The organism is Streptomyces sp. NPDC001544, from assembly GCF_042894285.1.
Taxonomy (GTDB): Bacteria; Actinomycetota; Actinomycetes; order Streptomycetales; family Streptomycetaceae; genus Streptomyces.
Map to the genome: position 1 here is coordinate 189677 of NZ_JBIAVN010000008.1, position 23489 is coordinate 213165.

The following is a 23489-nucleotide window of genomic DNA, read 5'->3' on the forward strand; positions in this document are numbered from 1 at the left end:
CGCCGCCGAGAGGTTGTTGGTCGAGTGAGGCGAAGCAAGAACGGTCCCGAGCCGTCGGCGCGGGGCAACTTCACCCCGCCGCCGCGCGCTGCGGCGCCCGCCCCTGTGCCGGGTTCGGAACCCGTGGACGCCCCCGCCAAGAGCGGCGGCCGTTTCTCCCCGCGCAACTGGCGGGTGCCGACCCGGCTGAACGCGATCCTGCTCATACCCGTGGTCGTCGGCCTCGTGATGGGCGGCTTCCAGGTCAAGGGCTCGATCGACACCTGGCAGGAGGCCCGCGACGCGGAGAACACCGCGCGTCTGGTCCGCGCCTCCCTCGCCTACGCCGACGCCCTCGAGAACGAGCGCGACATCACCGCCGCCCCGTTGCTCAAGGGCAAGGGCCAGAACTACGGCACCGTCACCGCGATCCGCAAGAAGACGGACGAGGCCGCCGACACCTTCGACGCCGCCGCCCAGAACATGCCCGACGACGCGGGCCTGCAGCGCCGGCTGAAGCTGTTCCGCGCGGTGGAGCCCAGGCTCCAGAAGCTGCGCGCGATCGCGTACTCCTCCAAGTCGACCGGCGTAACGACCGAAGAGGGCTACATCGCCGTCAGCCACCCCCTGATGGAGTTCGCCAACGAGCTCGGTCTGGGTACCGGCAACATCACCTCCTACGGCCGTACCGTCTACGCCATGTCGCTGACCAAGGCGGCGTTGTCGCTCGAGCGCTCGATCGGCATGCACCTGCTGCTCAACCCGGGCCCGGACGCCCCGAACCTCGCCACCCAGCGCATCTCGCTCTCCTCGTACGCCTACCTCGAGCGGATCGCCGTCGAGGAGTACACGGGCGGTGGCACCGAGGCCGACGCCCAGAAACTCAAGGACGCCGAGGCCAAGATCAAGGCCGACGGCGCGGCGATGGCGCAGCAGGCCAAGGCCGCGCACCCGAACTACGTGCCGCCGCCGCAGGTGAACACGATGGTCGCGTCCCTGGCGAACCTGCAGGACACCAGCCCCACCACGCGCGCCGGGCTCGCCCAGAAGGGCATCACCGCCGACAACTGGTGGGCGGTCAACACGCTCAAGTACAACGCCTACCGGCAGATCGAGTCGGACATGGCCGACAAGGCGGTGAACGAGGCGTCGGGCATCGCCGACGACGCCAAGACCGCCGCGTTCATCACCGGTGCCGCGGTCGTGGTCGCCCTGCTCGCCGCGTTCATCCTGGCCGGCATGGTGGCGCGCCAGATGAGCCGCTCGATGCGCCAGCTGCGCAACGCCGCCTTCGGTATCGCCGAGCAGCGTCTGCCGATGCTGGTCGACCAGCTCTCCCGCACCGACCCCGGCCGGGTCGACACCCGGGTCGCGCCCATCCCGATCAACACGCAGGACGAGATCGGCGAGGTCGCCCGGGCCTTCGACCAGGTCCACCGCGAGGCCGTCCGGCTCGCCGCCGAGCAGGCCCTGCTGCGGGGCAACATCAACGCGATCTTCACCAACCTCTCGCGCCGCAACCAGTCGCTGATCGAGGGCCAGCTGACCCTGATCACCGACCTGGAGAACAACGAGGCCGACCCGGACCAGCTGGAGAACCTCTTCAAGCTGGACCACCTGGCCACCCGTATGCGCCGCAACGGCGAGAACCTCCTCGTCCTCGCCGGCGAGGAGCCGGGCCGCCGCTGGGACCAGCCGGTCCCCCTGGTCGACGTGCTGCGCGCCGCCTCCTCCGAGGTGGAGCAGTACGAGCGCATCGAGCTGTCCGGCGTCCCGGAGGCCGAGATCCACGGCCGCGCCGTGACCGACCTCGTGCACCTGCTCGCCGAGCTGCTGGAGAACGCCACCACGTTCTCCTCGCCGCAGACCAAGGTCCGGGTGACCGCGACCCGTCTCCCCGACGGCCGCATCATGATCGAGATCCACGACAAGGGCATCGGTCTGACGGCCGAGGACTTCGCGGACATCAACCACAAGCTGGCCAACCCGCCGACCGTGGACGCCGCGATCTCCCAGCGCATGGGCCTGTTCGTGGTCGGCCGGCTGTCCGACCGGCACGGCATCCGGGTCCAGCTCCGTCCCTCGGGCGAGCAGGCCGGCACGACCTCGCTGGTCATGCTCCCGGACGCGATCACCCACGGTGGCGGCGGCGACCAGGCGCTGGACCGCGAGGAGTTCACGGTCTCCCAGATCATCCCGGAGCGGGAGTTCCAGGGAGAGAACTTCAACCAGGGCCAGCCGATGCGCACGGCGGCCGAACTCGGCTTCGACGACAGCCGCTACACCGAGGTCCCCGACGACATCCGGGAACTGGACCCCGTCGGCCGCTCGCTGATGCGCGAGGAGCGCCGTGCGGCCCTGGAGGGCCGTACGCACGCCCCGCAGGAGATCGAGGCCGGCCAGGCCGCCCCCGAGACGCCCGCGTACACCGACGAGTTCGACCCCCGGGGCTACGACGGCAGCCGTACCGGCTACCAGGAGCAGCCGGCGGCCTACGACCCGCAGGCGTACCAGGAGCAGCAGCAGACGGCGTACGACGAGCCGCAGCAGCCTGCCTACGGGGAGCAGTACTACGCTCCGGGCGGCGGCCTGCCGCAGGGCGAGGCGTTCCCGTCGGGCGGCGGCTATCCGGAGCCCACGTATGCGGAGCCGGCCCAGGAGGAGCCCGCGCCCGTCCACTCGGCCGCGTCCGAGGCGTACCCTGCTTACGACGAGCAGGCTTACCAGGACGACTGGCCGCAGCAGGACGGTTACCAGAACGGCTACCCCGCCCAGTACGCTCCGGAAGCGGAATCCGCGCAGGCCGGTGACGTGGACGAGCGGGACCGCGTAGGCTTCGACCGTCCGGAGCCGGCCTCGTCCGTCGGCCACGCACTGACCGATGCCGGGCTGCCCCGCCGCGGATCCACCGCGAGCGGCTCGAACGGCGCGAACGGTACGCGGCACGTGAGCCGGGAAACGCCGGCTCCCGCAGCGGAGAGCAACGGCGGCGGCAACGGCACCGGCAACGGCGACTGGCGCTCGGCGAACGACGAGCGCTGGCAGCAGGCCGCACAGCTCCGGAAGCCCAAGGCGGGCGGGGTCACCTCCTCCGGTCTGCCGCGGCGGGTCCCCAAGGCCAACCTGGTCCAGGGCGCCGCCGAGAGCACCCCCCAGGGAGGCCCACAGGTCTCCCGCGCTCCGGAGGACGTCCGGGGCAGGCTGAGCAACCTGCGCCGAGGCGTCCAGCGAGGGCGCAGCGCAGGCAGTGAAACGAACGGCCAGGCCACGTGGAATCAGCACGGTGGTCCTGACAGCACCTACAACCAGGAGCGTTAGTGTGAGCCCGATGAGCCAGGCGGCACAGAACCTGAACTGGTTGATCACCAACTTCGTGGACAACACCCCGGGGGTGTCCCACACGGTGGTGGTCTCCGCCGACGGACTCCTTCTGGCGATGTCCGAAGGCTTCCCCCGCGACCGCGCCGACCAGCTCGCGGCCGTCGCCTCCGGTCTGACGTCTCTGACGGCAGGCGCCTCCCGTATCTTCGAGGGCGGCAGCGTCAATCAGACGGTTGTGGAGATGGAGCGGGGATTCCTGTTCATCATGTCCATCTCCGACGGTTCCTCGCTGGCGGTCCTGGCGCACCCGGAGGCGGACATCGGCCTCGTCGGGTACGAAATGGCGCTTCTGGTGGACCGCGCGGGCACCGTTCTTACCCCGGATCTGCGTGCGGAACTCCAGGGAAGCCTTCTCAACTAGTTATCAGACGGTGCGTTTTCGTGTCCCGGCGCCGTAAGGTTTCGGGACGCGGCTCCACAGGGATGGGTGCCCGGCGCAGTCGGAGGAGGAGAAAGTGGCAACACCCCCAGGCGGTTCGTCCTCGGGCAACTGGTCGTACGGCCCTGCCCAGGGCCAGGGCGACGGTTCGGCGAACCGGTACAACTTCCCCTCCGCCCCGAGCCACCGGCAGCCGTACGCGCCGCAGGGCCCCGGCCCCTCGCCGTACGACCAGCCGCCCGCGCCGCGTATCCAGCCGGTGCAGCCGCAGCGTCGCCCTGAGCCGTCGCCCGCCGGGGCGTCGAACAACCCCTTGGTGCGTCCGTACGCCATGACCGGTGGCCGGACCCGCCCGCGGTACCAGCTCGCCATCGAGGCACTGGTGCACACCACCGCGCAGCCGCACCAGATGCAGGGCCAGCTGCCCGAGCATCAGCGGATCTGCAACCTCTGCCGAGAAATCAAGTCGGTAGCCGAGATCTCGGCCCTCCTGACAATCCCTCTCGGCGTGGCCAGGATCCTCGTCGCCGACTTGGCGGAGGCGGGCCTGGTCGCCATCCATCAGCCCGGCGGCGACGAGAACGCCGGTGGCCAGCCAGACGTGACACTGCTCGAAAGGGTGCTCAGTGGACTTCGCAAGCTCTAGCGGAGGGCCTTCCCGCTCCACCACCTCCGCGAAGATCGTGGTGGCGGGCGGCTTCGGCGTGGGCAAGACCACGTTCGTCGGCGCCGTCTCGGAGATCAATCCGCTGCGCACAGAGGCCGTCATGACGTCCGCTTCGGCCGGCATCGACGACCTCACCCACACCGGGGACAAGACGACCACCACGGTCGCCATGGACTTCGGCCGCATCACCCTGGACCAGGACCTGATCCTGTACCTGTTCGGCACCCCCGGCCAGGACCGGTTCTGGTTCATGTGGGACGACCTGGTGCGCGGCGCGATCGGCGCCATCGTCCTGGTGGACACGCGCCGTCTCGCCGACTGCTTCCCGGCGGTGGACTACTTCGAGAACTCGGGCCTGCCGTTCGTCATCGCCCTCAACGGCTTCGACGGCAACCAGCCCTACTCGCCGGACGAGGTCCGAGAGGCGCTGCAGATCGGCCCCGACACCCCGATCATCACCACCGACGCCCGCCACCGCGCGGACGCCAAGTCGGCGCTCATCACCCTCGTGGAGCACGCGCTGATGGCGCGCCTGCGGTAGCGCTGCCGCTTCAGGCAACCGGCTTCGGCCCCTTTTCCTCTCACCAAGAGGAAAAGGGGCCGAAGCCGTGTTACGGGGGAGATGTGGAGCGGGACGAAGACGCGTGGGGGGAGCTCAGCCGGGGCGAGAAGGTCCTGGCGGGAACGGCGCTCGCCGGGGTGACCATGGTGGCGGTGGCCGGGGCGGGCCTGTTCCTGCTGTTGGTGGTACTGGTGACGGTGGCGGCGTTCCCCGGAGTGATCGAGCTGGACGGCCTGGGAGCGGTGCTGTGGGCCGTGCTGCTCGTGACGCCGTGCGCGGCGCTCGCGTCGGCGGTGCTGTATCCGGCCCGGCTGGTACTGCGGGACCAGCGGGCACTGCGCAACAAGCTGACTCTGGGCTGGCTCGGCACGTTCCTGACGGCCGTTCTGGTGCTGGAGTGGACGCCGGGGCTGCACTGCCACTCCCTGTGGCCCGCCGTCTGTGTGGCGACGCTGGACGTCCCCCTGTACCTGTGGGTCCGCAACACGAAGGCCCCGCCCTCGGCGTAGCGAGGACGGGGCCTTGGCCATGGGCTCAGTGCCAGCTGTGCGGGGCGCGGAAGCCGGGCTCGCGCTCCAGGCGGCGCCAGCCGGCCTTCGGGCGCGCGGCGCGGTGCTCCGGGGCGGAGGGGGCGGCCGCCGCACGGGCCAGGAGGACGGCCGTGATGGCCGCGACTTCCTCGGGCTCGGCGTGGCCCTTCTCGACGCGGATCTCAGTGTGGTCCATGGGTGTCAGTCTCCGTGAGAGAGGTTTCCGCGGGGGTGCCGCGGAGGTTCCGCCGGGTTACTGCGGGGGGTTGCCGTGCTTGCGGGACGGGAGGTCGGCGTGCTTGGTGTGCAGCATCGCCAGGGACTTCACGAGCACCTCGCGGGTCTCGGCGGGGTCGATGACGTCGTCGACCAGGCCGCGCTCGGCCGCGTAGTACGGGTGCATCAGCTCGGCCTTGTACTCCTTGACCATCTTCTGCCGCATGGCCTCGGGGTCCTCGGCGCCCGCGATCTGACGGCGGAAGATCACGTTGGCCGCGCCTTCCGCGCCCATCACGGCGATCTCGTTCGTCGGCCAGGCATACGTCAGGTCGGCACCGATGGACTGGCTGTCCATGACGATGTACGCACCTCCGTACGCCTTGCGCAGGATCAGGGAGATCCTCGGCACGGTCGCGTTGCAGTAGGCGTACAGCAGCTTCGCGCCGTGCCGGATGATCCCGCCGTGCTCCTGGTCGACACCCGGAAGGAACCCGGGTACGTCGAGGAAAGTGACAATCGGGATATTAAAAGCGTCACACATCTGGACAAAGCGCGCAGCTTTTTCGCTCGCCTCGATGTCCAGGACGCCCGCGAGGACCTGCGGCTGGTTGGCGATGATGCCGACCACCTGGCCGTCGAGGCGGGCCAGCGCGCAGATGATGTTCCGGGCCCAGCGCTCGTGGACCTCGAGGTAGTCGCCGTCGTCGACGATCTCCTCGATGACCTTGACCATGTCGTACGGCCGGTTGCCGTCCGCGGGCACCAGGTCCAGCAGGACGTCCGAGCGACGGTCCACCGGGTCGGTGGAGTCCACCCGGGGCGGGTTCTCGCGGTTGTTCTGCGGGAGCAGGGAGAGGAGGTAGCGCACCTCGGCGATGCAGGTCTCCTCGTCGTCGTAGGCGAAGTGACACACGCCGGAGGTCTCCGCGTGCACGTCCGCGCCGCCGAGTCCGTTCTGGGTGATCTCCTCGCCCGTCACCGCCTTGACCACGTCGGGGCCGGTGATGAACATCTGCGAGGTCTCACGGACCATGAACACGAAGTCCGTCAGCGCGGGGCTGTAGGCCGCGCCGCCGGCGCACGGGCCGAGCATCACGGAGATCTGCGGAATGACACCGCTCGCCTTCGTGTTGCGCTGGAAGATCCCGCCGTACCCGGCCAGCGCCGAGACGCCCTCCTGGATACGGGCACCGGCACCGTCGTTGAGCGACACCAGCGGCGCCCCGGCCGCGATGGCCATGTCCATGATCTTGTGGATCTTCGTCGCGTGGGCCTCGCCCAGCGCGCCGCCGAAGATCCGGAAGTCATGGGCGTACACGAAGACCGTACGGCCCTCCACCGTGCCCCAGCCGGTGATCACACCGTCCGTGTACGGCTTCTTCGCCTCCAGCCCGAACCCGCTCGCCCGGTGCCGGCGCAACTGCTCGACCTCCTGGAAGGACCCCGGGTCCAGCAGCAGCTCGATCCGCTCCCGGGCCGTCAGCTTGCCCTTCGCGTGCTGCGCCTGGGTCGCCTTCTCGCTCGGGCCCGCCACGGCCTGCGCACGGATCTCGTGCAGCTCGGCGACCCGCCCGCGCGCGTCCGTCGGCTCGGTGCTCGGCACGTCCGTCGGCTCACCCGTCGTCTCTTCCAAAACGGTCATGTAGCGACCATACGAAGGACGCCAAGGAAAACGGGCCGTCGACTCCGTACAGTCTCCGACCCGTTTTCCTGGTACCACTGAACAGAACCACCACGGGATGCAGCCCTTCTGACTGCTCAGGGGGCGCTGGCGTTGTAGGTACACCACAAAGTTGTCACCGCCGGGCCACCTCACATTCGTGTGCGGCACATGCCATCCGTGGAGTGACAAGGACCCTCAGCGGCACGCGGGGCGACACGCACGGCGAGGACATTGAAACCGAAAAGGAATAGGTCTACCGTCGTCCCTGTTGAACTCATTGAACATTCAACATCACCGGCGAATCACTGGCGATCACCGGCGACCCGTCCCCCAAGGAGCCCGCCATGAGCATCTTCGGCCGCAAGAACACCGACGAGACCCCCGAGACCGCCGCCGCGTCGGCGCCGGCCGCCGCCGACCTGTCCGCGCTGACCGGCGACTACACCATCGACCCGGCCCACTCCACGATCGGCTTCGTGGCCCGGCACGCCATGGTCACCAACGTCAAGGGCAGCTTCCTGGACTTCACCGGCACGCTGCACCTGGACGGCGGGAACCCGGCGAACTCCACTGCCGTGATCGACGTCAAGATGGACAGCATCAACACGGGCAACGCCGACCGTGACGGTCACCTGAAGTCGTCGGACTTCTTCAAGACCGACGAGTTTCCGACCATGACCTTCCGCTCCACCAAGGCGGAGTCCCTCGGCGGCGACGACTACCGCATCACCGGCGACCTCTCCGTCCTCGGCGTCACCAAGCCGCTCACCATCGACCTCGAGTTCAACGGCGCCGCGAAGGACCCCTTCGGCAACGAGCGCGTCGGCTTCGAGGGCAAGGCCGAGATCCTGCGCTCCGAGTGGGGCCTGACCTGGAACGCGGCGCTGGAGACCGGCGGCGTCCTCGTCTCCGACAAGATCAAGCTGAACTTCGACATCTCGGCGATCAGGAACGCCTGACGCCACGCCCGCCCGCGAGCTTCGCGACCGCCGCCTCCGCCTGCGCCGCGCGGGCCGGCGGGGTGCGGGCACGGAGCACCCCGAGCATCACGAGATGGCGATCGGTCCTGCCGAACACCTCGAAGGCCGCCCTGACCCGAGGGCTCCCGTCCAGCGCGACGGTGAGCTCCCGGGGCACGGCGGCCTCTTTCTGCGACGCGTACGCCGCGCCCCACCGCCCGTCAGCCTGCGCGGCCGCCACCTCGGCAAGCCCACCCGGCCGCATCCGCCCCTCGGCGGCGAGCTCCTCGACCATGCGCACATTCACCATCGACCAGACGCTGCGCGGCCCGCGCGGGGTGTCCGCTGCAGGAACCACGAGGCGTCAAGTCCCTTGCGCTGCCCGGTGATCCACCCGTGCCGCAGAGCGACGTCGTTCACCTCACCCGCGGTGACGGACGGGATCCCGGCCCCCTTCTTGGCGACCTTGACCCAGAGGCCGGGGTGAGGGACCGGGTGTGCGGCCAGCCAGGCGCCCAGGTGCGCGACGCTTTCGAAGGCGCTGACGTCGTTCTCCTCAATGAGTGGCATGGCAGAGACCATAGGCAGCTCGTAGGACAGAAACCGTCCTATTGGTGAGCTCTTGCGGCTTGCATCCAGACACTTCACTCACCCCCGTACAGACGTTCCAAGTCCACCAGCACCACCTCGCCCCGGTTCCCGGCGGCGCGTAGTTCGTCCGTGAACCCCGCTCCGCTGTAACACGCGAGACGCAGGGACGAGGTGTCCCTCCCCCGTGCGGCCAGTAGCGCCTCGACGTGACGGAGTCTTTCCAGGTGGGCGACGCCCATGACCTGGTCCCACTTGGCTTCTCCCAGGGAGAGCAGAACCCCGTTGTCCTGGCCTACGGCGCCCCGCACCACCACGTCGATCTCATGGCTTGTACGGGCCGCCTGGTCCGGGACGGTCCCGTAGGAAACGTCGATGGGCATACCGCCGAAGGTGTCCGGCGCCGCGAAGTGGACCACCCACTCACGGCAGATCTGCTCGAAGTGCGGGCCCACGACCGCGGAGAGGAAGCGGGCGCGGGAGACTTCCCAGACCTGCTCGGCCATGCCGCGATCCAGCAGGGGCAGTTTCGGTCGGGAGACGGCGTGGTCGAAGGCGATCAGCGGTTCGGCAACCCGGTAAACACTGCGGTTGTTCCTGAAGGCGTCCGTCTCCCGGCGCACAAGGCCGCAGTCTTGCAGGACGGTCAGCGGATGCGTGATGTCGCTGGTGGGACGCTCCAGGCAACTCGCGATGCGTCCTGCCGTGGCATTGCCCGACGCGAGTGCGGCGAGAACAGAGTGATACAGGGCCCGGTCCCGCAGGTCGGATTCGTCCGCCAGGAGATAGCGCGCCTCTCGGTACAGGGGTGAGCGCGGCGAGAGTGCCGTGCGGCAGACCCAGGCGTCGAAGTCGGCCAGGTCCTCGGGTACGTCATCGCGCACGAACTCTCGACGATATGCCGGCGTACCACCCACCACACTGTGTACGAGCACCGCGAGCCGTCGATCAACGATGCCCCAGAAGGCTGCGGCCTGCCGAAAGTCCAGCGGCTGGACGATGAGCTCAAGTCCCGCGCGGCCGCGCAAGGGCGAGGTGCCGCTGAGCAACTTGCCCATAAAAGAAAGCGAGCTGCCGCAGAGCAGGAGGCGGGTACGGGTGTTGAGTCGCTCCGGCCGCCGCGGGCCGTACGCCACCTGCACGATCGAGGGCAGCGCGGGGTTCGCTCTGGCGAGGTACGGGAACTCGTCGATGACAACGGGGAGTGGCCGTGCCTTCCCTAGATCGAGGAGCGCGTCGATCGCCTGTTCCCAGCGGTCGAACCGCATGGGAGCGATGCTGCCGCTGTACTGACCGAGTTCCTCGCCGAAACGGCGCAGCGACTCGGCCTCTGTGGCCTCGTAAGCACAGAAGTAGAAGCCCCCGGCCGCTCGGGCGAGCGAGTCGAGCAGGAAGGACTTGCCCTGCCGCCGTCGACCGGAGACGACTGCCATGGTGGCCTCCGGGCCTTCATCCCCCGCGAAGGCGGTGAGCTCGCTCCACTCCCAGTCACGGGCGAACATGTCCGGGGGCTTCGGGAGGTGGGCGCGGGACCGGGGCATAAGTTCCTCCTGGCAGGTTCGGGAAGTACGTTTCCCGGAAGTACGTTTCCCTTAACGAGAGCCAGCGGGAGCGGTCACTACCAGACGAGGATGATCCAATCCACCCCCCGCTCTAAACCCGGGTCGTCTCATGCCGTGGTCCAGGATGAGCAGTACGCAAAAGGGCGGGAAGCAGTGGGGGATCCGGTGGCCAGTCACGATCACATCGACCTTCGGAACGGCACGTTCCACGGACCTGTGGTGGGAAAGGCAGAGCACCACCACCCGCCGGCGCCACCCCCCACCGCCACATCCGCGCTGCCCGCACCGCCGACCGCCTTCACCGGCCGTGCCGAGCACATCGAAGATCTGTTGAAGACGCTCGACCCAACCGTGTCCGACGCTCACGGCCCCGTGCTGACCTGCGCCGTCAGCGGGCTCGGCGGCGTCGGCAAGACAGCCCTGGCAGTGCAGGTGGCCCATGCCGTACGCGCCCGCTTCCCGGGCGGGACACTCTTCGTCAACATGCGAGGCTACGACGCCTCACCAGTGGCCCCCGAGGACGCGGTACTGTCCTTCCTCCGCGCCTTCGGGGTTCAGGACGAGCATCTGCCTGCCGTGCCGGAGGAGCGGTACGCCCTGTACCGCTCCTTGCTCGACCGGCGTGAGTCGGTGTTGATCGTCCTGGACAACGTATCGGCGGCCGCCCAGGTAGTCCCCCTGTTACCTGGGGATACGAGGCATCGCGTGCTGGTGACCTCCAGGGACTCTCTCGATTCCCTCACCGCACGCTCGATCCAGCTCAGCGCGCTCTCCCAGAATGAAGCGGTCAGTCTGATCGAGCAGTCCCTGGGCGCCAGGAACCCAGCCGACCCCCGGGTCCGCGACGAACCCGACGCCGTACGACGCCTCGCCGCCCTGTGCGGGCGCCTGCCCCTGGCCCTGCTCATCGCCGCAGCACTGCTTCATCGAAGCAGGCCACGCCCCGTCTCCATGCTGACCGACCAACTCCAGGCGGCGGCCGACCGAGTAGGCCGGCTAGAGGCACCGGGGCTGGATCAGTACGAGACGCCACTCGTACTGCGCCCGGTGTTCGAGGTCAGTTATCAACGCTTGGATGCGGAGCAGGGCAGGCTGTTCCGCCTGCTCGCACTGGCTCCGAGTGCAGACTTCGGGTTCGATACAGCTCTCGCCTTGAGCGCCACGGCGTCCGAGGAACTCCTGCGGTCACTCGACGATCTGGTCGCCGCTTCCTTGATCACCCCCTCTGCCGAAGGCAACCGATGGGACATGCATGACCTCCTGCGCACCTACGCCTCTTCCATCAGTGCCGGTGAGCAGCCATTCATCGAGGAAGCCACGGAAGCCAGGACCCGGCTGCTGCAGCATCTCTTTCAGCACGCGGCTTCCGCCGACCGGCTCCTGCACGGCCAAGCGGTGGAGGGCGCACCCGATCTCTTTGCAAGCCAGGATGCAGCATTGGCGTGGTTGGACGCCGAACACGCTTCTCTTGTCAATGCCGTGTTGTGGGCAGAGAAGGCGGAGCACAGGACGGCCGCAACAGCTCTGGGAGTTTGTATCGACAGATATCTCCACTTCCGGCGGCACTTCACTGACGGTGTGACTGTCTCTGATGCCCTACATGCAGCAGCGCGGCGGGACCGAGACCAAATTCTGGAGTTGTTCTCCTTGTCTTCCTCGGGGAATGCGCACCATGAATTGCGTCAGTATCGTGAGGCCGCCATCGCTCACACCCACGCCCTCCGCCTGGCATATTCGATGGACGATCTGAGCGGCCAGGCAGCTAGTTGGACCAACCTGGGCCGTTGCATGCACGAGTGGGAGCAGTACGACATCGCCGCGCAGATGCACAGCCACAGCCGGGCACTGTTTTCGCGGCTGGGTGACCATCACAGAGAGGCGATGGCCTGGAACAACCTCGGAATGACCCTCAGTGAGCTTCACCGATTCCAGGAAGCCGCCCAGGCGTGCGGAAGCGCCCAGCAGATCTACGCCCGGCTGGGGGATCGACAGCGCGAGGCAACAGCATGGATCAATTTGGGCGCAGCCCTGAGAGGAGGGCCTGATCACGACTCAGCGGCAAACGCCTACATAAACGCAGCAGACCTTTTCGCCGAACTAGGCGATCACCACGGCGAGGCCACAGCCTGGAGCAATGTCGGCTCGCTCCTGAGCGACCTCCAGGATTTTGAAACAGCCGCCGAGTGCTTCTTCAAGTGCGAGGCAGTGTACGAAGCCCTCGGCGATTGGTACAACGTGGGCAGAGTCCGCTGGAACACCGCACTCCTTCATGAACGGCAAGGGAGGCACCTCGAAGCACGAACGGCCTGGACTGCCAGCGCCGAAGCATACGCGCGGGCCAAGGCCCCCGAGTTGGCCGCCAAGGCCCGTCGGAACGCCCGGTTGTAGTCACTCCCTTACCTCGAACTCGCACCACACGACCTTGCCCGGGTTCCGTTCCCCCACCCCCCACTTGTCGGCGAGGGCCGCCACCAGCAGCAGGCCCCGGCCGTGTTCCGACTCCGGGGACTGGTCGGGGACTTGGACGTCGCCTTGTCCGCTGTCATGGAGTTCGATGCGTAGGACGCCGCCGGGGTGCACGGTCACACGCAGGGTGAAGCCACGGCCGGGCGGGACGCCATGGAGCAGCGCGTTGGTCGCCAACTCGCTTACGCAGAGCAGTACGTCGTCCGTGCGCGCCGTCGCCTGCCAGTCCATCAGTGCCGTACGGGCGAAGTCCCTGGCCAGGCGTACCGATCTGCGGTCGCGGCGATAGAAGGCCTCGCGGGTGTGGGGGCTTGAGACCCGCCGGCCCCACCCTCGCCCTCTCCCCCTCCACCTGGAGTGAGTTCCTTGACGGCATCCCCTCCTGAAGAGACCGACTGGGTCTTCGTCCTCTCGTGCAGCAAGGCGCCGGGGCAGCCGAACCCCGTCCACGTCCTCTGGGCTTGACTGCGGGAACGCGGCATCGACTGGATGCCGTTCGCGGCGGAAGAGCTTCGGTGCGACCTCTTCTGCAGGCGGATGAGCGACGGGGACCCCTACGGCCGGGTCAGTCTCTCGGTCGACGCTCGGGCCCTGCGGCGGCTCGGGCTGCATCCGGATCAGCCGACGGCGGCAGCGAACGGGGTGTCTCCGCCGGCGCGGTGGCACGCCTCCGGGGAGCGGTATGCGGCTCGGTATTGGCGGTGACCACCCTCCGCCTCGGCACCGGTAGCAGCCACCAGGCCGAGGCGATCGACAGGGCCGCGCCCAGGGCGATGCCCTCCAGCCGGGTGGGGAGCAGACTCGTCGCGTCCTGGCCGAAATAGCCGAGGAGGAGGGAGAGGGCGGTGGTCATGCCGGCGGCCCAGTACGCGTAGTTGAGCGGGCGCAGCCACAACGCCACCGCCAGGACGGCGAACATCAGCGCGACCGAGGTTCGGCCCGTCACGCCTGCCGCCGCCACGCCCGTCGCCAGCAGCGTGCCCACGGAGGCGCCCACGAAGCGCTCGGCTCCCTTGCGTACGACGTCCGTTCGACCCCGGTTGCCGCTCGCGGCGACGTACGCCGTGAGCACCAGCCATGGCCAGTGGTGGTCGAAGAGGAGCCGGCCCAGGGCGAAGGCGGCGGCGACGGCGGCCGCCATCTGTACGGCCATGCGGGTACTGGGGCGGGGGTGGAGGCGGGAGGCACGGCGGGGCGCGGCCTCCTCGGCACCGGCGGGCCAGGGGCCGTAACGATCCGCCGTCGCCTGCACCAGCCACACGCACCCACACGCCAGCACCCCGATGAGCGCCGACCACGCCCAGTTCACCAGCGCACCCTGCGCCTCGGGCGGCAGCGCCGGGCCCGGGACGACCAGGAGGGCGACCAAGGGCAGGGTCATGAGGGTGCCCGCCTTGGCGGCGGTGGGACCGTAGCGGCGGATCCAGATGGCCAGGGAGATGCCGAGCGTGTAGAGGGCCGCCCCGGCGGCGTAGTGCGTGGCGATGAGCCGGCCGAGCAACTGGGCCGCGCCCGCCGTCACGGGGATCAGGAGCAGCGCCGTGAGCCTGCGGCGCGTGTCCGCGGTGCGCTGGGTGGAGTACAGGGTGAGGGTCAGGGCGACCGCGAGGACGAGCACATCGGTGTGCAGTCCGGCCTCGCTCTCCAGCCACAGGGCGATGGCCCAGCAGAGGAGCACGGCTGTCATCGACAGAGCCGCTTCGTACGCGTTGCGTAATAGTTTGAGGGTCACGACCCGAGAGTATCCGCCATTCACTTCTCCCAGTAGTACGCGCATGCGTAGTATCTACACGTGGAACACCTCTCCGAAGCCGCCCATCTCCGCGCCGGCATCATCCGCCTCAACCGCCGCCTCCGGCACGAACGCGGCGAGGGCAGTCTCAGCCCCAACCAGCTCACCGTGCTCGGGCATCTGCACCGGCACGGGCCGTCCACGCCCGGGGAGATCGCTGCGGTGGAGCGGCAGCGGCCGCAGTCGCTGACCCGGGTCTTCGCCGAGCTGGAGGGGGACGGGCTGATCGTGCGGGAGGCGAGCACCGCCGATCGCCGTCAGTCCGTGCTGTCCCTCACGGAGGAGGGGCGGCGGGCGCTGGAGCGGGACATGGCCGAGCGTGACGCCTGGCTGGCCGGGGCGTTCGCGTCGCTCAGCGAGACGGAGCGGGGGGTGCTGGCGCTGGCGGGTGCGCTGATGGAACGGCTGGCCGAAGCGCCGTAACGCTCCCCTCCCCCCTCAGAAGCCCCCGCCGAAGTCACCTCCGCCGCCCCCGCCGAAGTCCCCTCCCCCGCCGTCCCCGAACCCGCCCCCGAAGTCACCGAAGTCCCCGGAGTCGAAGTCCGCCCCCGACACGTCCCCGCCCTGGTAGCCGCCACCGAAGTCACCGCCACCGAAGTCGCCGTATCCGGCGCCGTAGTCGGCCGCGTAGGCGGGGCCCGCCATGGCGCTGCCCAGCAGAGTGCCGACGAGCAGGCCGGGCAGGATCCCGCCGCCGAAGTAGCCGCCGGCCCAGGGGCCGTAGGCGGGGCCCGCGTCCCAGTAGGGGCGGCGGCCGTAGTCGGTGTCGACCTCGCGGACGACCGGGTCGCGGCCGTCGGCGAGGCGGGTCGCGTCGGCCGCGCAGACCGGGACCTCGCGGGCGGCGCCGCCGGGGGGTGTCCAGACGGCGTCGGTGACCGAGGGGCCGTGGCGCGGGTCGAAGAAGCAGGGCGGGCGGCGGGCGGGCAGGGGGCGGCCCTCGCGCCGGGCGGCGAGCTGGGCCAGGGAGAAGCGGCCGTCCTCGAGCGCCTGGGTGACGGCGCGGACGTCCTCGGGTTTGCGGGCGTCCTCCATGTACTGCTTGGCGTTGTCGTAGGCGTTCAGGGCCCGCTCGTAGTCCGCGCGCATGGCGTCGTCGGCGCCCGCCTCCGCCGGGTGGAAGTCGAGGCGGTCCAGTTCCTCGCCGAAGGCGGTGATGTCCTCGTCCACGACCACCCGCAGGCGGTCGAGGGCGGCCCGCTGTTCCTCGACGTGGCGGCGGCGGTTGCGGCGGACCAGGCCGTACGCGCCCGCGCCGCAGACCACCAGGACGGCGGCCGTGGTGATCAGGCCTGTGGTGGAGACGCCGGTGCCGCCGCCGGAGGAGTTGCCCCACGACGCGGGTGCCTTGCCGCCCATGTTCGCCAGAGCGCGGTCGGTGAAGTCGGTGAGCTGGGCGGTGGCGCTCTCGCCCTGGACGCTGGTGGTCAGGTTCCGTACGGCCGTTCGGGGCAGGACGGAGGAGTCGGCGCGGGCGTCGAAGCGGTCGCCGAGGCGGATGGCGTACAGGCCGGTGACACCGGTGGCGGTGCGCAGGTCGGTGAAGAGGTTGCGGGTGGGGTAGCCGGCCGGGAGGACCGTGATGAAGAGCGGTTTGCCGGCCTGCTTGATCTGCTTGGCGAGCGCGTCGGCCTCGGCCGCCGGCAGCTCGGCGGAGGCCGACGGGTCGACGTACACGGGACCCTTGCGAAGGGCCTCGGCGATCGTCGAGATGCTGGTCGTCGAGCTCCTGGTGGCGGCCGCGGCCTGCGGCGCGAGCGCGGTCATCACCGCGAGCACCAGGGCCGCCAACAGCACCGGGAGGCTTCGGATCCGTACGCCCTTCATGCTTCGAAGCTACCCGAAGCCCCCCAAAACAGTACTGTCCGGTCACCCGGCCGATCTCAGACGGCCCGGTACGCCTCCAGCAGTTCACGCACCGCCGCCCCGTACCGGCCCGTCGCCAGCAGGTGGTCCGCGTCGGCGAAGGGCTTGGCCACCGCCGGGGTGATCTTCTGCCCCGCCCTGTGCTGGACAATCAGGCGCGCCTTCGTGACCAGCCGGCGTCCGGTCCCGTCCGCGCCCGCCTTCTCGGCCGCGGTAGCGGCGGCGGCCAGCGCACGCAGGGTCGACGCGCCGCCCTTCGGCACCCCGGTCAGGGTCGTCAGGCCCCAGCCGTACGGGAACTGCGGGTCGTACGAGGCGTCGCCCACGTTGATCGGCAGCTGGGCCTCGGACCGGGGCCAGGTGACGGGGAGCTGTCCGGTGAAGGGCCGCCTGCCGTACAGCACGTCCGCCACGCCGTCGCCCTCCGTGCCCGGCAGCCAGGAGGCGACCAGGGCGTCGATCTTCCCGAGCCGGTCGCCGATGAGCTGCGGGCGTCCGGAGACGATCAGCACCGCGCACTTCATCGCCGCGCACACCTTGTCCACGGCTGCCTGGTCGGCGGCGGACAACCGGAGGTCGTGGCCGTTGCCGACGTCGCCGACGCCCTCGGCGTACGGGGTCTCGCCGACGACGACCACGCCGACGTCGTAGCCGGTCAGGGGTGCGGAGGCGTCCTTGGAATACGTGATGTCCCCGCCGTCCCTGCGCATCCCCTCCAGGATCGTCGTGCCGGGCGTGATGTTCCCGGAGGAGCCCTGCCAAGTGACCGTCCAGCCGCCGGTCTGGTCACCGATGTCGTCGGCGTTGGATCCGGCGACGTACACCTTCTGGTTCTTCCGCAGCGGCAGCAGGCCGCCCGCGTTCTTCAGCAGCACCTGTGACTCGGCCGCGGCCTGCCGGGCGACGGCCCGGTGGGCCGGGGAACCGATCTTCGCGGCGCCGGTGGTGTCGGCGTAAGGGTGCTCGAAGAGGCCCAGCCGGAACTTCTGGGTGAGGATGCGGGAGACCGCGTCGTCGATCCGCCTCTCGCTGATCCGGCCCGTCTTCACCTCGTCGGTCAGAGTGGTGGTGAAGTCCTTGTAGGTGGAGGGGACCATCATCATGTCCACGCCCGCATTGACCGACGTGCGGACGTGGGACGGGTAGTCGCCGGGAAGCTGGTCGATGGCGTTCCAGTCGCTGACGACGAAGCCGTGGAAGCCCATGCGGCCCTTGAGCACGCCGTTGATCATGTCGGCGCGGGCATGCATCTTCACCGGACCCTGCCCGTCACCGACGATGTCGAGGGAGGAGTAGGACGGCATGACGGTGCCGATGCCCCGGTCGACGGCCGTCCGGAAGGGCGCCAGGTGGACGGCCTCCAACTGCTGCCGGGTGACCTTGGTGACGCCTTGGTCGATCGTGTACGACCCGGTCGTCGAGGAGCCGTACTCGGTTCCGCCGTCGCCGACGAAGTGCTTGGCGGTGGCGAGGACCTTGTCGTTACGGCCCAGGTCGGCGCCGTTCGCCCGGCCCTGGAGGCCCTGGATGACGGTCTCCATGGACTGGACCAGGGCCGGGTCCTCGCCGAAGGACTCGTAGGAGCGGCCCCAGCGTTCGTCGCGGCTCACGCAGAGGCAGGGGGCGAAGTCCCAGGGGATGCCGGTGGCCCGTACCTCGGCGGCCGTCACGGCGCCTGTCCGCTGGGCGAGGCGGGCGTCGCGGGTGGCGCCGATGCCGATGTTGTGCGGCATGATCGTGGCGCCGACCAGGTTGTTGTGACCGTGGACCGCGTCGACGCCGTAGATCAGGGGGATCTGGAAGCGGGTGGCCCGCGCCCGGAGCTGGAAGTCGTCGATCATCTTCGCCCAGGCCCCGGGGGTGTTGGGCGTGGGCGTCGAGCCGCCGCCGGAGAGCAGGGAGCCGAGGTCGTACGTCGCGATGTCGCTTCCGCTGCCCACGGCCCCGCGCTCGGCCTGGGTCATCTGGCCGGCCTTCTCCGCCAGGGACATCCGGGAGAGCAGGTCGGCGACCCGTTTCCGCACCGGCAACCTGCTGTCCAGGTACGGCAGTCCGTGGGCGTCGATGACGATCTGCGGGGTCTCGGCGGGCGCCTTGGCCCCGGTGACGGTGAGCTTCAGGGGGATCGTCTCGGCGGACTCGGCCGTGCGGTCCCTGAGGGTGGGGACCTTGATGGTCCGCGAGGTGCCGGAGGCGGTGCCGGCCGGGAAGGTGAGGGTGCCGGAGACGGGGGTGTAGTCCTTGCCGGGGGTGGCGGTGCCGGTCGCCGCCGTCTCGTAGGCGACCGTCACGGGTTCGTCGGTCGGGGCCGAGCCGCTGGTGGCGACGGTGACCTCGACGGAGGCGGTGCCGCCCTCCTTGACGGGGTGGACGGCGGGGCCGGTGGTGACGGAGGCGCGCAGCGACTGGTCGGCCTTGCCGTACAGCTCGACGTCGTCCATGGCGAAGGTGCCCTTGGTGCCGGCGGGGAGGGTGACGGCGTACCCCCACATCCGGGTGAGGCCGAGGACGTGGTCGATGCCGCCGACCGGTTGGTAGTCGGTTCGGTAGACGAAGTCGCTGAACGGGATCTCGACCTGTTTCCAGCCGTTGAAGTCGTCGGTGAAGGAGGTCGTCCAGAGCTCGGAGGCCTCGCCGTTCGCGCCGCCGTCCTTGATCTCGAGGGCGATCTTCCTGCCGTTGTCCCGGCCGTCCCACCACAAGCGGATGCCCTTGTGGGCGGACCAGTCGTGGGCGGGGGCGGTGGCGGCGTAGTCGTGGGAGAAGCCGCCGTAGCCGCTGATGTCGTAGCTGCCGGTGAGGACCTTCTCGCCCTCCGGGGCGTCCGGGCGGGCGGCGAGTGACAGTGCGGGCGGGTCGTCGGTGTCGCCGCCCCAGGTGAAGATGCCCTCGGCGGGCTGGGAGGCGAAGGGGACCTCGCCCTCGAAACGGTCGACGGACGTCGGGGGCGGGTCGTCGGCCGCGTGCGAGGCGGTCGGCGACAGCACGGCGGTGAGCAGGGCGGCGGAGACGAGCAGGGCGGTTCTCGGCATGGACCTTCCCTCGGCTCTCGTGGTTCACTCGGCACTCAGATCACGCCGTGAGTCAACTGACGGCCCACGCAGCCGTCAAGACGTTCCGTCAGCCGAGTCGGAAAGGGCCGGACACCATGCGAAGGTCTGCCGTCCCGGCCCACCCGTGCCGCCTGGACCGCCAGGGCCGTCCGGACCGCCGGGGCCATCCGCGCCGAGCGGGCCGTCCGCCGGTGAAGCCCGCGGTGGGCGGGCCCCTGGCTCAGGGCGGACGATGGGGGGAGGGAGGCGACGGCGGCCGCCGCTCCGCTCGCCCCGGGCAACACCTCCGGCCCGCAGTCCCCGACCACGCCCGAGACCTGGAGCCCGACATGACCACAGCGCGGGACCTGTTGATCGTCACGCTGGACGTCCCGTCCAGTCGGCCCGTCGAACGGGGGGACCTGTCGCTCGCCCTCGCTGGGGCGGAACTGCTTGATCTGATCGCCGCCGAGGGGGTCACCCTGGAGGACGACCGCATCGTGCCCGGTCTGCAGCCGGTCACGGGCGACCGGCTGCTGGACGAGGCGGGGGCGGCGCTCAGCCGTCGGGCGCCGTACGAGTCGGTCGAGGACTGGCTGTGGCGCCGGGGAAGCGGCCTGGCCACGGCCTACGCCGACGACCTGGACGCGTCGGGGCGGGCCGCCGGATCCCGCCGCCGGCCGGGCCGGCGCAGCGAGCGGAGCGCCACCGAGGAGTCGCCGGCCCGGCGGCAGGCCGCCGACCGCTGGGCCTCCCGCGAGCCCGTGCTCGTCGGTCTCGCGGGCGCGCTGGGGATTCCCGAGGGTGCGGCGGAGGCGGCGCCGGAGGACCTTTCCGACGACGCGGTGGTGACCGTCCTGGCGGCCGTCAACGGTGCGCTGACGGAGCTGGAGGCCGTGCGGCAGCGGCGACGTATCGAGGACGCGGCGTTCGACAACGTCTGGCGGGCGTTCTGACGGGCCTGGCGCTCCCCGCTACTGGGTCGGCTGCCCGATGCCCAGCAGGTTGCCCTCGCTGTCCCGGAACCAGGCGCCGCGCTCACCCCGGGCGCCCTTGCTCGGGTAGTTCCCCTCGATCTCGGCGATCCCGTCCCGGGTGCGCAGTCCCGGCGCGTCGACCTCCTCGAACACCACGCCGCGGCGCCTCAGCTCCGCCACGGCCGCGTCGAGGTCGTCGACCTCGAACCCCATCTGGGTGAACGTGCCCGGCGAGGCGCCCGTGGAGCGGAACACCACGAAGTCCGCCCCCGCGCACCGGTACAGCAGCCCGCCGGGCCGCTCGTCGAGGGGTTCCAGTCCGAGTTGCTCACGGTAGAAGCGCCTGGCCCGGTCCAGGTCCCGGGCCGGCAGCCTGGTCGCCACGCGCGCCCGGGCCAGAGGGCTGCTGTCGTGTTCGCGTTCGGTCATACCCCCACTGTGCTCACTGCGCGGGCGCCACGCCCGCCCGCAGCAGGCCGTACGTGTACGCGTCCTCCAGGGCCTGCCACGACGCCGCGATCACGTTCTCCGCGACGCCCACCGTTGACCACTCGCCCTTGCCGTCGGAGGTGGAGATCAGGACCCGGGTGGTGGACTGGGTGCCGTGCTTGCCCTCCAGGATGCGGACCTTGTAGTCGACCAGGTCGAGGGCGGCCAGCTCCGGGTAGATCTTCTCCAGGGCCACGCGCAGGGCCCGGTCCAGGGCGTTGACGGGGCCGTTGCCCTCCGCCGTGGCGACGATGCGCTCGCTCTTGGCCCACAGCTTGACGGTGGCCTCGTTGGCGTGGGTGCCGTCGGGGCGGTCCTCGACGATGGCACGCCAGGACTCCACGTCGAAGTACTTCAGGGGCCTGCCCTCGACCTCGGCGCGCAGCAGCAGTTCGAAGCTGGCGTCGGCGGCCTCGTAGGTGTAGCCCTTGAGCTCGCGCTCCTTGACCCGCTCGACCACCCGGCCGACCAGTTCGCGGTCGCCGCCGAGGTCGACGCCGAGTTCCTTGCCCTTGAGCTCGATCGACGCGCGGCCCGCCATGTCGGAGACCAGCATGCGCATGGTGTTGCCGACGAGCTCGGGGTCGATGTGCTGGTAGAGGTCGGGGTCGACCTTGATGGCGGAGGCGTGCAGGCCGGCCTTGTGGGCGAAGGCGGAGACGCCGACGTAGGGCTGGTGGGTGGAGGGGGTGAGGTTGACGACCTCGGCGATGGCGTGGGAGATGCGGGTCATCTCGCGGAGCCGGCCGTCGGGGAGGACCTTCTTGCCGTACTTCAGTTCCAGGGCGGCGACGACCGGGAAGAGGTTGGCGTTGCCGACGCGCTCGCCGTAGCCGTTCGCCGTGCACTGGACGTGGGTGGCGCCGGCGTCGACGGCGGCGAGGGTGTTGGCGACGGCGCAGCCGGTGTCGTCCTGGGCGTGGATGCCGAGCCGGGCGCCGGTGTCGGCGAGGACCGTGGAGACGACCGCGTGGACCTGGGCGGGGAGCATGCCGCCGTTGGTGTCGCAGAGGATGACCACGTCCGCGCCCGCCTCCGAGGCCGTCCGGACGACCGACTTGGCGTACTCGGGGTTGGCCCGGTAGCCGTCGAAGAAGTGTTCGCAGTCGACGAAGACCCGGCGGCCCTGCTCGCGCAGGAAGGAGACGGTGTCGCGGACCATCTCCAGGTTCTCGTCGAGGGTGGTGCGCAGCGCCAGTTCCACGTGCCGGTCGTGGGACTTGGCGACCAGGGTGATCACCGGGGCGCCGGATTCGATCAGGGCCCTGACCTGGGGGTCGTCCGCGGCCTTGGCGCCGGCGCGGCGGGTGGCGCCGAAGGCGACCAGCTTGGCGTGCTGGAAGTCGATCTCCTGCTGGGCACGGGCGAAGAACTCGGTGTCCCGCGGGTTGGCGCCGGGCCAGCCGCCCTCGATGAAGCCCACGCCGAAGTCGTCCAGGTGCCGGGCGATGGCCAGCTTGTCGGCGACGGTGAGGTTGATGCCCTCGCGCTGGGCGCCGTCGCGCAGGGTGGTGTCGAAGACGTGGAACGTATCGTCCAGCCGGCTGGTTTCGGTCATGGTCTCAGGGCTCCTGTTTTGAATCTCGGTCTTACCGTCAATGACCGGCTCCACCGTCCCCTCATAGTCCCTCGCGCTTCGTTCCCGGCTGAAGGTGGGCCGGAAAACGAAAAAACCCCTCGCGGGTGCGAGAGGTCTGCGCGCGGGTCGAGGACGACGATGGCCACCCGTACCTGGTCGTACGTGGTGGTCACTGCGGACCGGCGCGCCTGCTGCCAATAATCATGGCGAACGAGAGCACGGGGGCAGTCTGGCACAGCCCTGTCCCCGGCTCACCGACCGTCTCAGAATGCGGTCGCCGGCTCACTCGGTGTCAGCCACCACCCGCACGGCGTCGGGCAGGAAGTGGGTCTCGTACGGCCCCGAGCAGTCGGCGAACATCGTCGCCACCTCCGCCCCGCACCCTGGGCACACCCGGTTCGGCCCCTGCTGCCCAGGGGGGCCGCAACACCCGATCTCCGTGGAGGCGGGATTGGGCTCCAGAAATCCTCGGGTGTCCTCGGGGTGGACGACCAGGGTGTCGCGCGGCCCGGCGCAGACGAGGAACCCTGGCCCGTCGGGGTCCGCGACGGCCACGCCGGGGAGCGCCGCCCCGCACCACTCCGGGTCCGGATGCGGCACGTACGGCGCCCCGCTCGGCTCGGGGTCGATCGCGTAGGTGCCGCGCGGCACGGTCGACGGGGCGTGCCGCGAGCCGTCCGGGTTCGGGCCCCTGGTGCGCTCCGGGCGTTCGGGCAGCACGGGAAGCAGCCGCAGCGGCTCGCCGAGACGGCGGCCACAAGCCGCACAGACCAGTAAGTTCACCCGTTTGTTCTACCGG

Annotated in this window: 20 protein-coding genes and 1 pseudogene; 9 read left to right on the forward strand and 12 right to left on the reverse strand. The window is 70.1% G+C overall.

The annotated features are described in order from the left end of the window. The first annotated feature begins 24 nt into the window (after positions 1 to 24). The 5 genes from ACFY0F_RS22005 (at position 25) to ACFY0F_RS22025 (ending at position 5477) form a co-directional block, all read left to right on the forward strand. Positions 25 to 3297: a nitrate- and nitrite sensing domain-containing protein gene (locus ACFY0F_RS22005; protein WP_388796713.1), complete on the forward strand. Its 3273-nt coding sequence runs from the start codon at positions 25 to 27 to the stop codon at positions 3295 to 3297. Positions 3298 to 3307: 10 nt separating this feature from the next. Next, on the forward strand, positions 3308 to 3721 hold the full coding sequence (locus ACFY0F_RS22010; protein ID WP_033321188.1) for a roadblock/LC7 domain-containing protein: 414 nt from the start codon (positions 3308 to 3310) through the stop codon (positions 3719 to 3721). 94 nt (positions 3722 to 3815) lie between these two features. After that, positions 3816 to 4385: a DUF742 domain-containing protein gene (locus ACFY0F_RS22015; RefSeq protein ID WP_388796717.1), complete on the forward strand. Its 570-nt coding sequence runs from the start codon at positions 3816 to 3818 to the stop codon at positions 4383 to 4385. After that, on the forward strand, positions 4366 to 4947 hold the full coding sequence (locus tag ACFY0F_RS22020) for an ATP/GTP-binding protein (protein ID WP_029183992.1): 582 nt from the start codon (positions 4366 to 4368) through the stop codon (positions 4945 to 4947). The genes ACFY0F_RS22015 and ACFY0F_RS22020 overlap by 20 nt, the downstream gene beginning before the upstream one ends. Before the next feature lie 83 nt (positions 4948 to 5030). Next, positions 5031 to 5477 carry a hypothetical protein gene (locus ACFY0F_RS22025; protein ID WP_388796720.1) on the forward strand — a complete coding sequence of 149 codons (447 nt, stop codon included), beginning with the start codon at positions 5031 to 5033 and terminating at the stop codon, positions 5475 to 5477. A 25-nt stretch (positions 5478 to 5502) separates the two neighbouring features. Here the strand turns inward: ACFY0F_RS22025 and ACFY0F_RS22030 are convergent, their stop codons facing one another. Then, a complete protein-coding gene (locus ACFY0F_RS22030) occupies positions 5503 to 5694 on the reverse strand; it encodes an acyl-CoA carboxylase subunit epsilon (protein WP_388796723.1) in 192 nt (63 codons plus the stop codon). Positions 5695 to 5751: 57 nt separating this feature from the next. Next, on the reverse strand, positions 5752 to 7359 hold the full coding sequence (locus ACFY0F_RS22035; protein ID WP_388796726.1) for an acyl-CoA carboxylase subunit beta: 1608 nt from the start codon (positions 7357 to 7359) through the stop codon (positions 5752 to 5754). Between the two features lie 365 nt (positions 7360 to 7724). On the opposite strand from ACFY0F_RS22035, the gene ACFY0F_RS22040 reads away from it, so the two are divergent. After that, on the forward strand, positions 7725 to 8339 hold the full coding sequence (locus ACFY0F_RS22040) for a YceI family protein (RefSeq protein WP_388796729.1): 615 nt from the start codon (positions 7725 to 7727) through the stop codon (positions 8337 to 8339). On the opposite strand, the gene ACFY0F_RS22045 is transcribed toward ACFY0F_RS22040, so the two are convergent. The 3 genes from ACFY0F_RS22045 to ACFY0F_RS22055 form a co-directional block, all read right to left on the reverse strand. Continuing rightward, positions 8326 to 8649, reverse strand: coding sequence for a YdeI family protein (locus ACFY0F_RS22045; RefSeq protein WP_388796732.1), 324 nt, complete (start codon positions 8647 to 8649; stop codon positions 8326 to 8328). The genes ACFY0F_RS22040 and ACFY0F_RS22045 overlap by 14 nt on opposite strands. Next, on the reverse strand, positions 8643 to 8909 hold the full coding sequence (locus tag ACFY0F_RS22050; RefSeq protein ID WP_388796735.1) for a YdeI family protein: 267 nt from the start codon (positions 8907 to 8909) through the stop codon (positions 8643 to 8645). The genes ACFY0F_RS22045 and ACFY0F_RS22050 overlap by 7 nt, the downstream gene beginning before the upstream one ends. 74 nt (positions 8910 to 8983) lie before the next feature. Further along, entirely contained in the window at positions 8984 to 10468 is a 1485-nt protein-coding gene (locus ACFY0F_RS22055; protein WP_388796738.1) for an ATP-binding protein, read from the reverse strand. Between the two features lie 135 nt (positions 10469 to 10603). Here ACFY0F_RS22055 and ACFY0F_RS22060 point away from each other — a divergent pair, with 135 nt between their 5' ends. Beyond that, complete coding sequence (locus ACFY0F_RS22060) at positions 10604 to 12877, forward strand: tetratricopeptide repeat protein (RefSeq protein WP_388796741.1); 2274 nt, start codon at positions 10604 to 10606, stop codon at positions 12875 to 12877. On the opposite strand, the pseudogene ACFY0F_RS22065 reads toward ACFY0F_RS22060, so the two are convergent. Next, a pseudogene (locus ACFY0F_RS22065) lies at positions 12878 to 13264 on the reverse strand (ATP-binding protein); the annotation flags it as partial. A 256-nt stretch (positions 13265 to 13520) separates the two neighbouring features. Beyond that, the gene (locus ACFY0F_RS22070; RefSeq protein ID WP_388796744.1) at positions 13521 to 14687 is read right to left on the reverse strand and encodes an FUSC family protein; all 1167 of its coding nucleotides are present in this window, start codon (positions 14685 to 14687) and stop codon (positions 13521 to 13523) included. A 60-nt stretch (positions 14688 to 14747) separates the two neighbouring features. Here ACFY0F_RS22070 and ACFY0F_RS22075 point away from each other — a divergent pair, with 60 nt between their 5' ends. Further along, positions 14748 to 15170: a MarR family winged helix-turn-helix transcriptional regulator gene (locus ACFY0F_RS22075; protein WP_388796747.1), complete on the forward strand. Its 423-nt coding sequence runs from the start codon at positions 14748 to 14750 to the stop codon at positions 15168 to 15170. Between the two features lie 15 nt (positions 15171 to 15185). Here ACFY0F_RS22075 and ACFY0F_RS22080 read toward each other — a convergent pair whose 3' ends face one another. Beyond that, positions 15186 to 16574, reverse strand: coding sequence for a hypothetical protein (locus tag ACFY0F_RS22080; protein ID WP_388796750.1), 1389 nt, complete (start codon positions 16572 to 16574; stop codon positions 15186 to 15188). 56 nt (positions 16575 to 16630) lie between these two features. Further along, positions 16631 to 19645: a CIA30 family protein gene (locus ACFY0F_RS22085; RefSeq protein ID WP_388796753.1), complete on the reverse strand. Its 3015-nt coding sequence runs from the start codon at positions 19643 to 19645 to the stop codon at positions 16631 to 16633. Positions 19646 to 19995: 350 nt separating this feature from the next. On the opposite strand from ACFY0F_RS22085, the gene ACFY0F_RS22090 reads away from it, so the two are divergent. Beyond that, a complete protein-coding gene (locus tag ACFY0F_RS22090; protein WP_388796756.1) occupies positions 19996 to 20601 on the forward strand; it encodes a GPP34 family phosphoprotein in 606 nt (201 codons plus the stop codon). A gap of 18 nt (positions 20602 to 20619) precedes the next feature. On the opposite strand, the gene ACFY0F_RS22095 is transcribed toward ACFY0F_RS22090, so the two are convergent. The 3 genes from ACFY0F_RS22095 to ACFY0F_RS22105 form a co-directional block, all read right to left on the reverse strand. Beyond that, on the reverse strand, positions 20620 to 21051 hold the full coding sequence (locus ACFY0F_RS22095) for a VOC family protein (protein ID WP_388796759.1): 432 nt from the start codon (positions 21049 to 21051) through the stop codon (positions 20620 to 20622). Positions 21052 to 21064: 13 nt separating this feature from the next. Beyond that, complete coding sequence (gene cimA, locus ACFY0F_RS22100; protein WP_388796762.1) at positions 21065 to 22669, reverse strand: citramalate synthase; 1605 nt, start codon at positions 22667 to 22669, stop codon at positions 21065 to 21067. A gap of 303 nt (positions 22670 to 22972) precedes the next feature. After that, on the reverse strand, positions 22973 to 23473 hold the full coding sequence (locus ACFY0F_RS22105) for a hypothetical protein (protein ID WP_388796765.1): 501 nt from the start codon (positions 23471 to 23473) through the stop codon (positions 22973 to 22975). Positions 23474 to 23489: the final 16 nt, after the last annotated feature.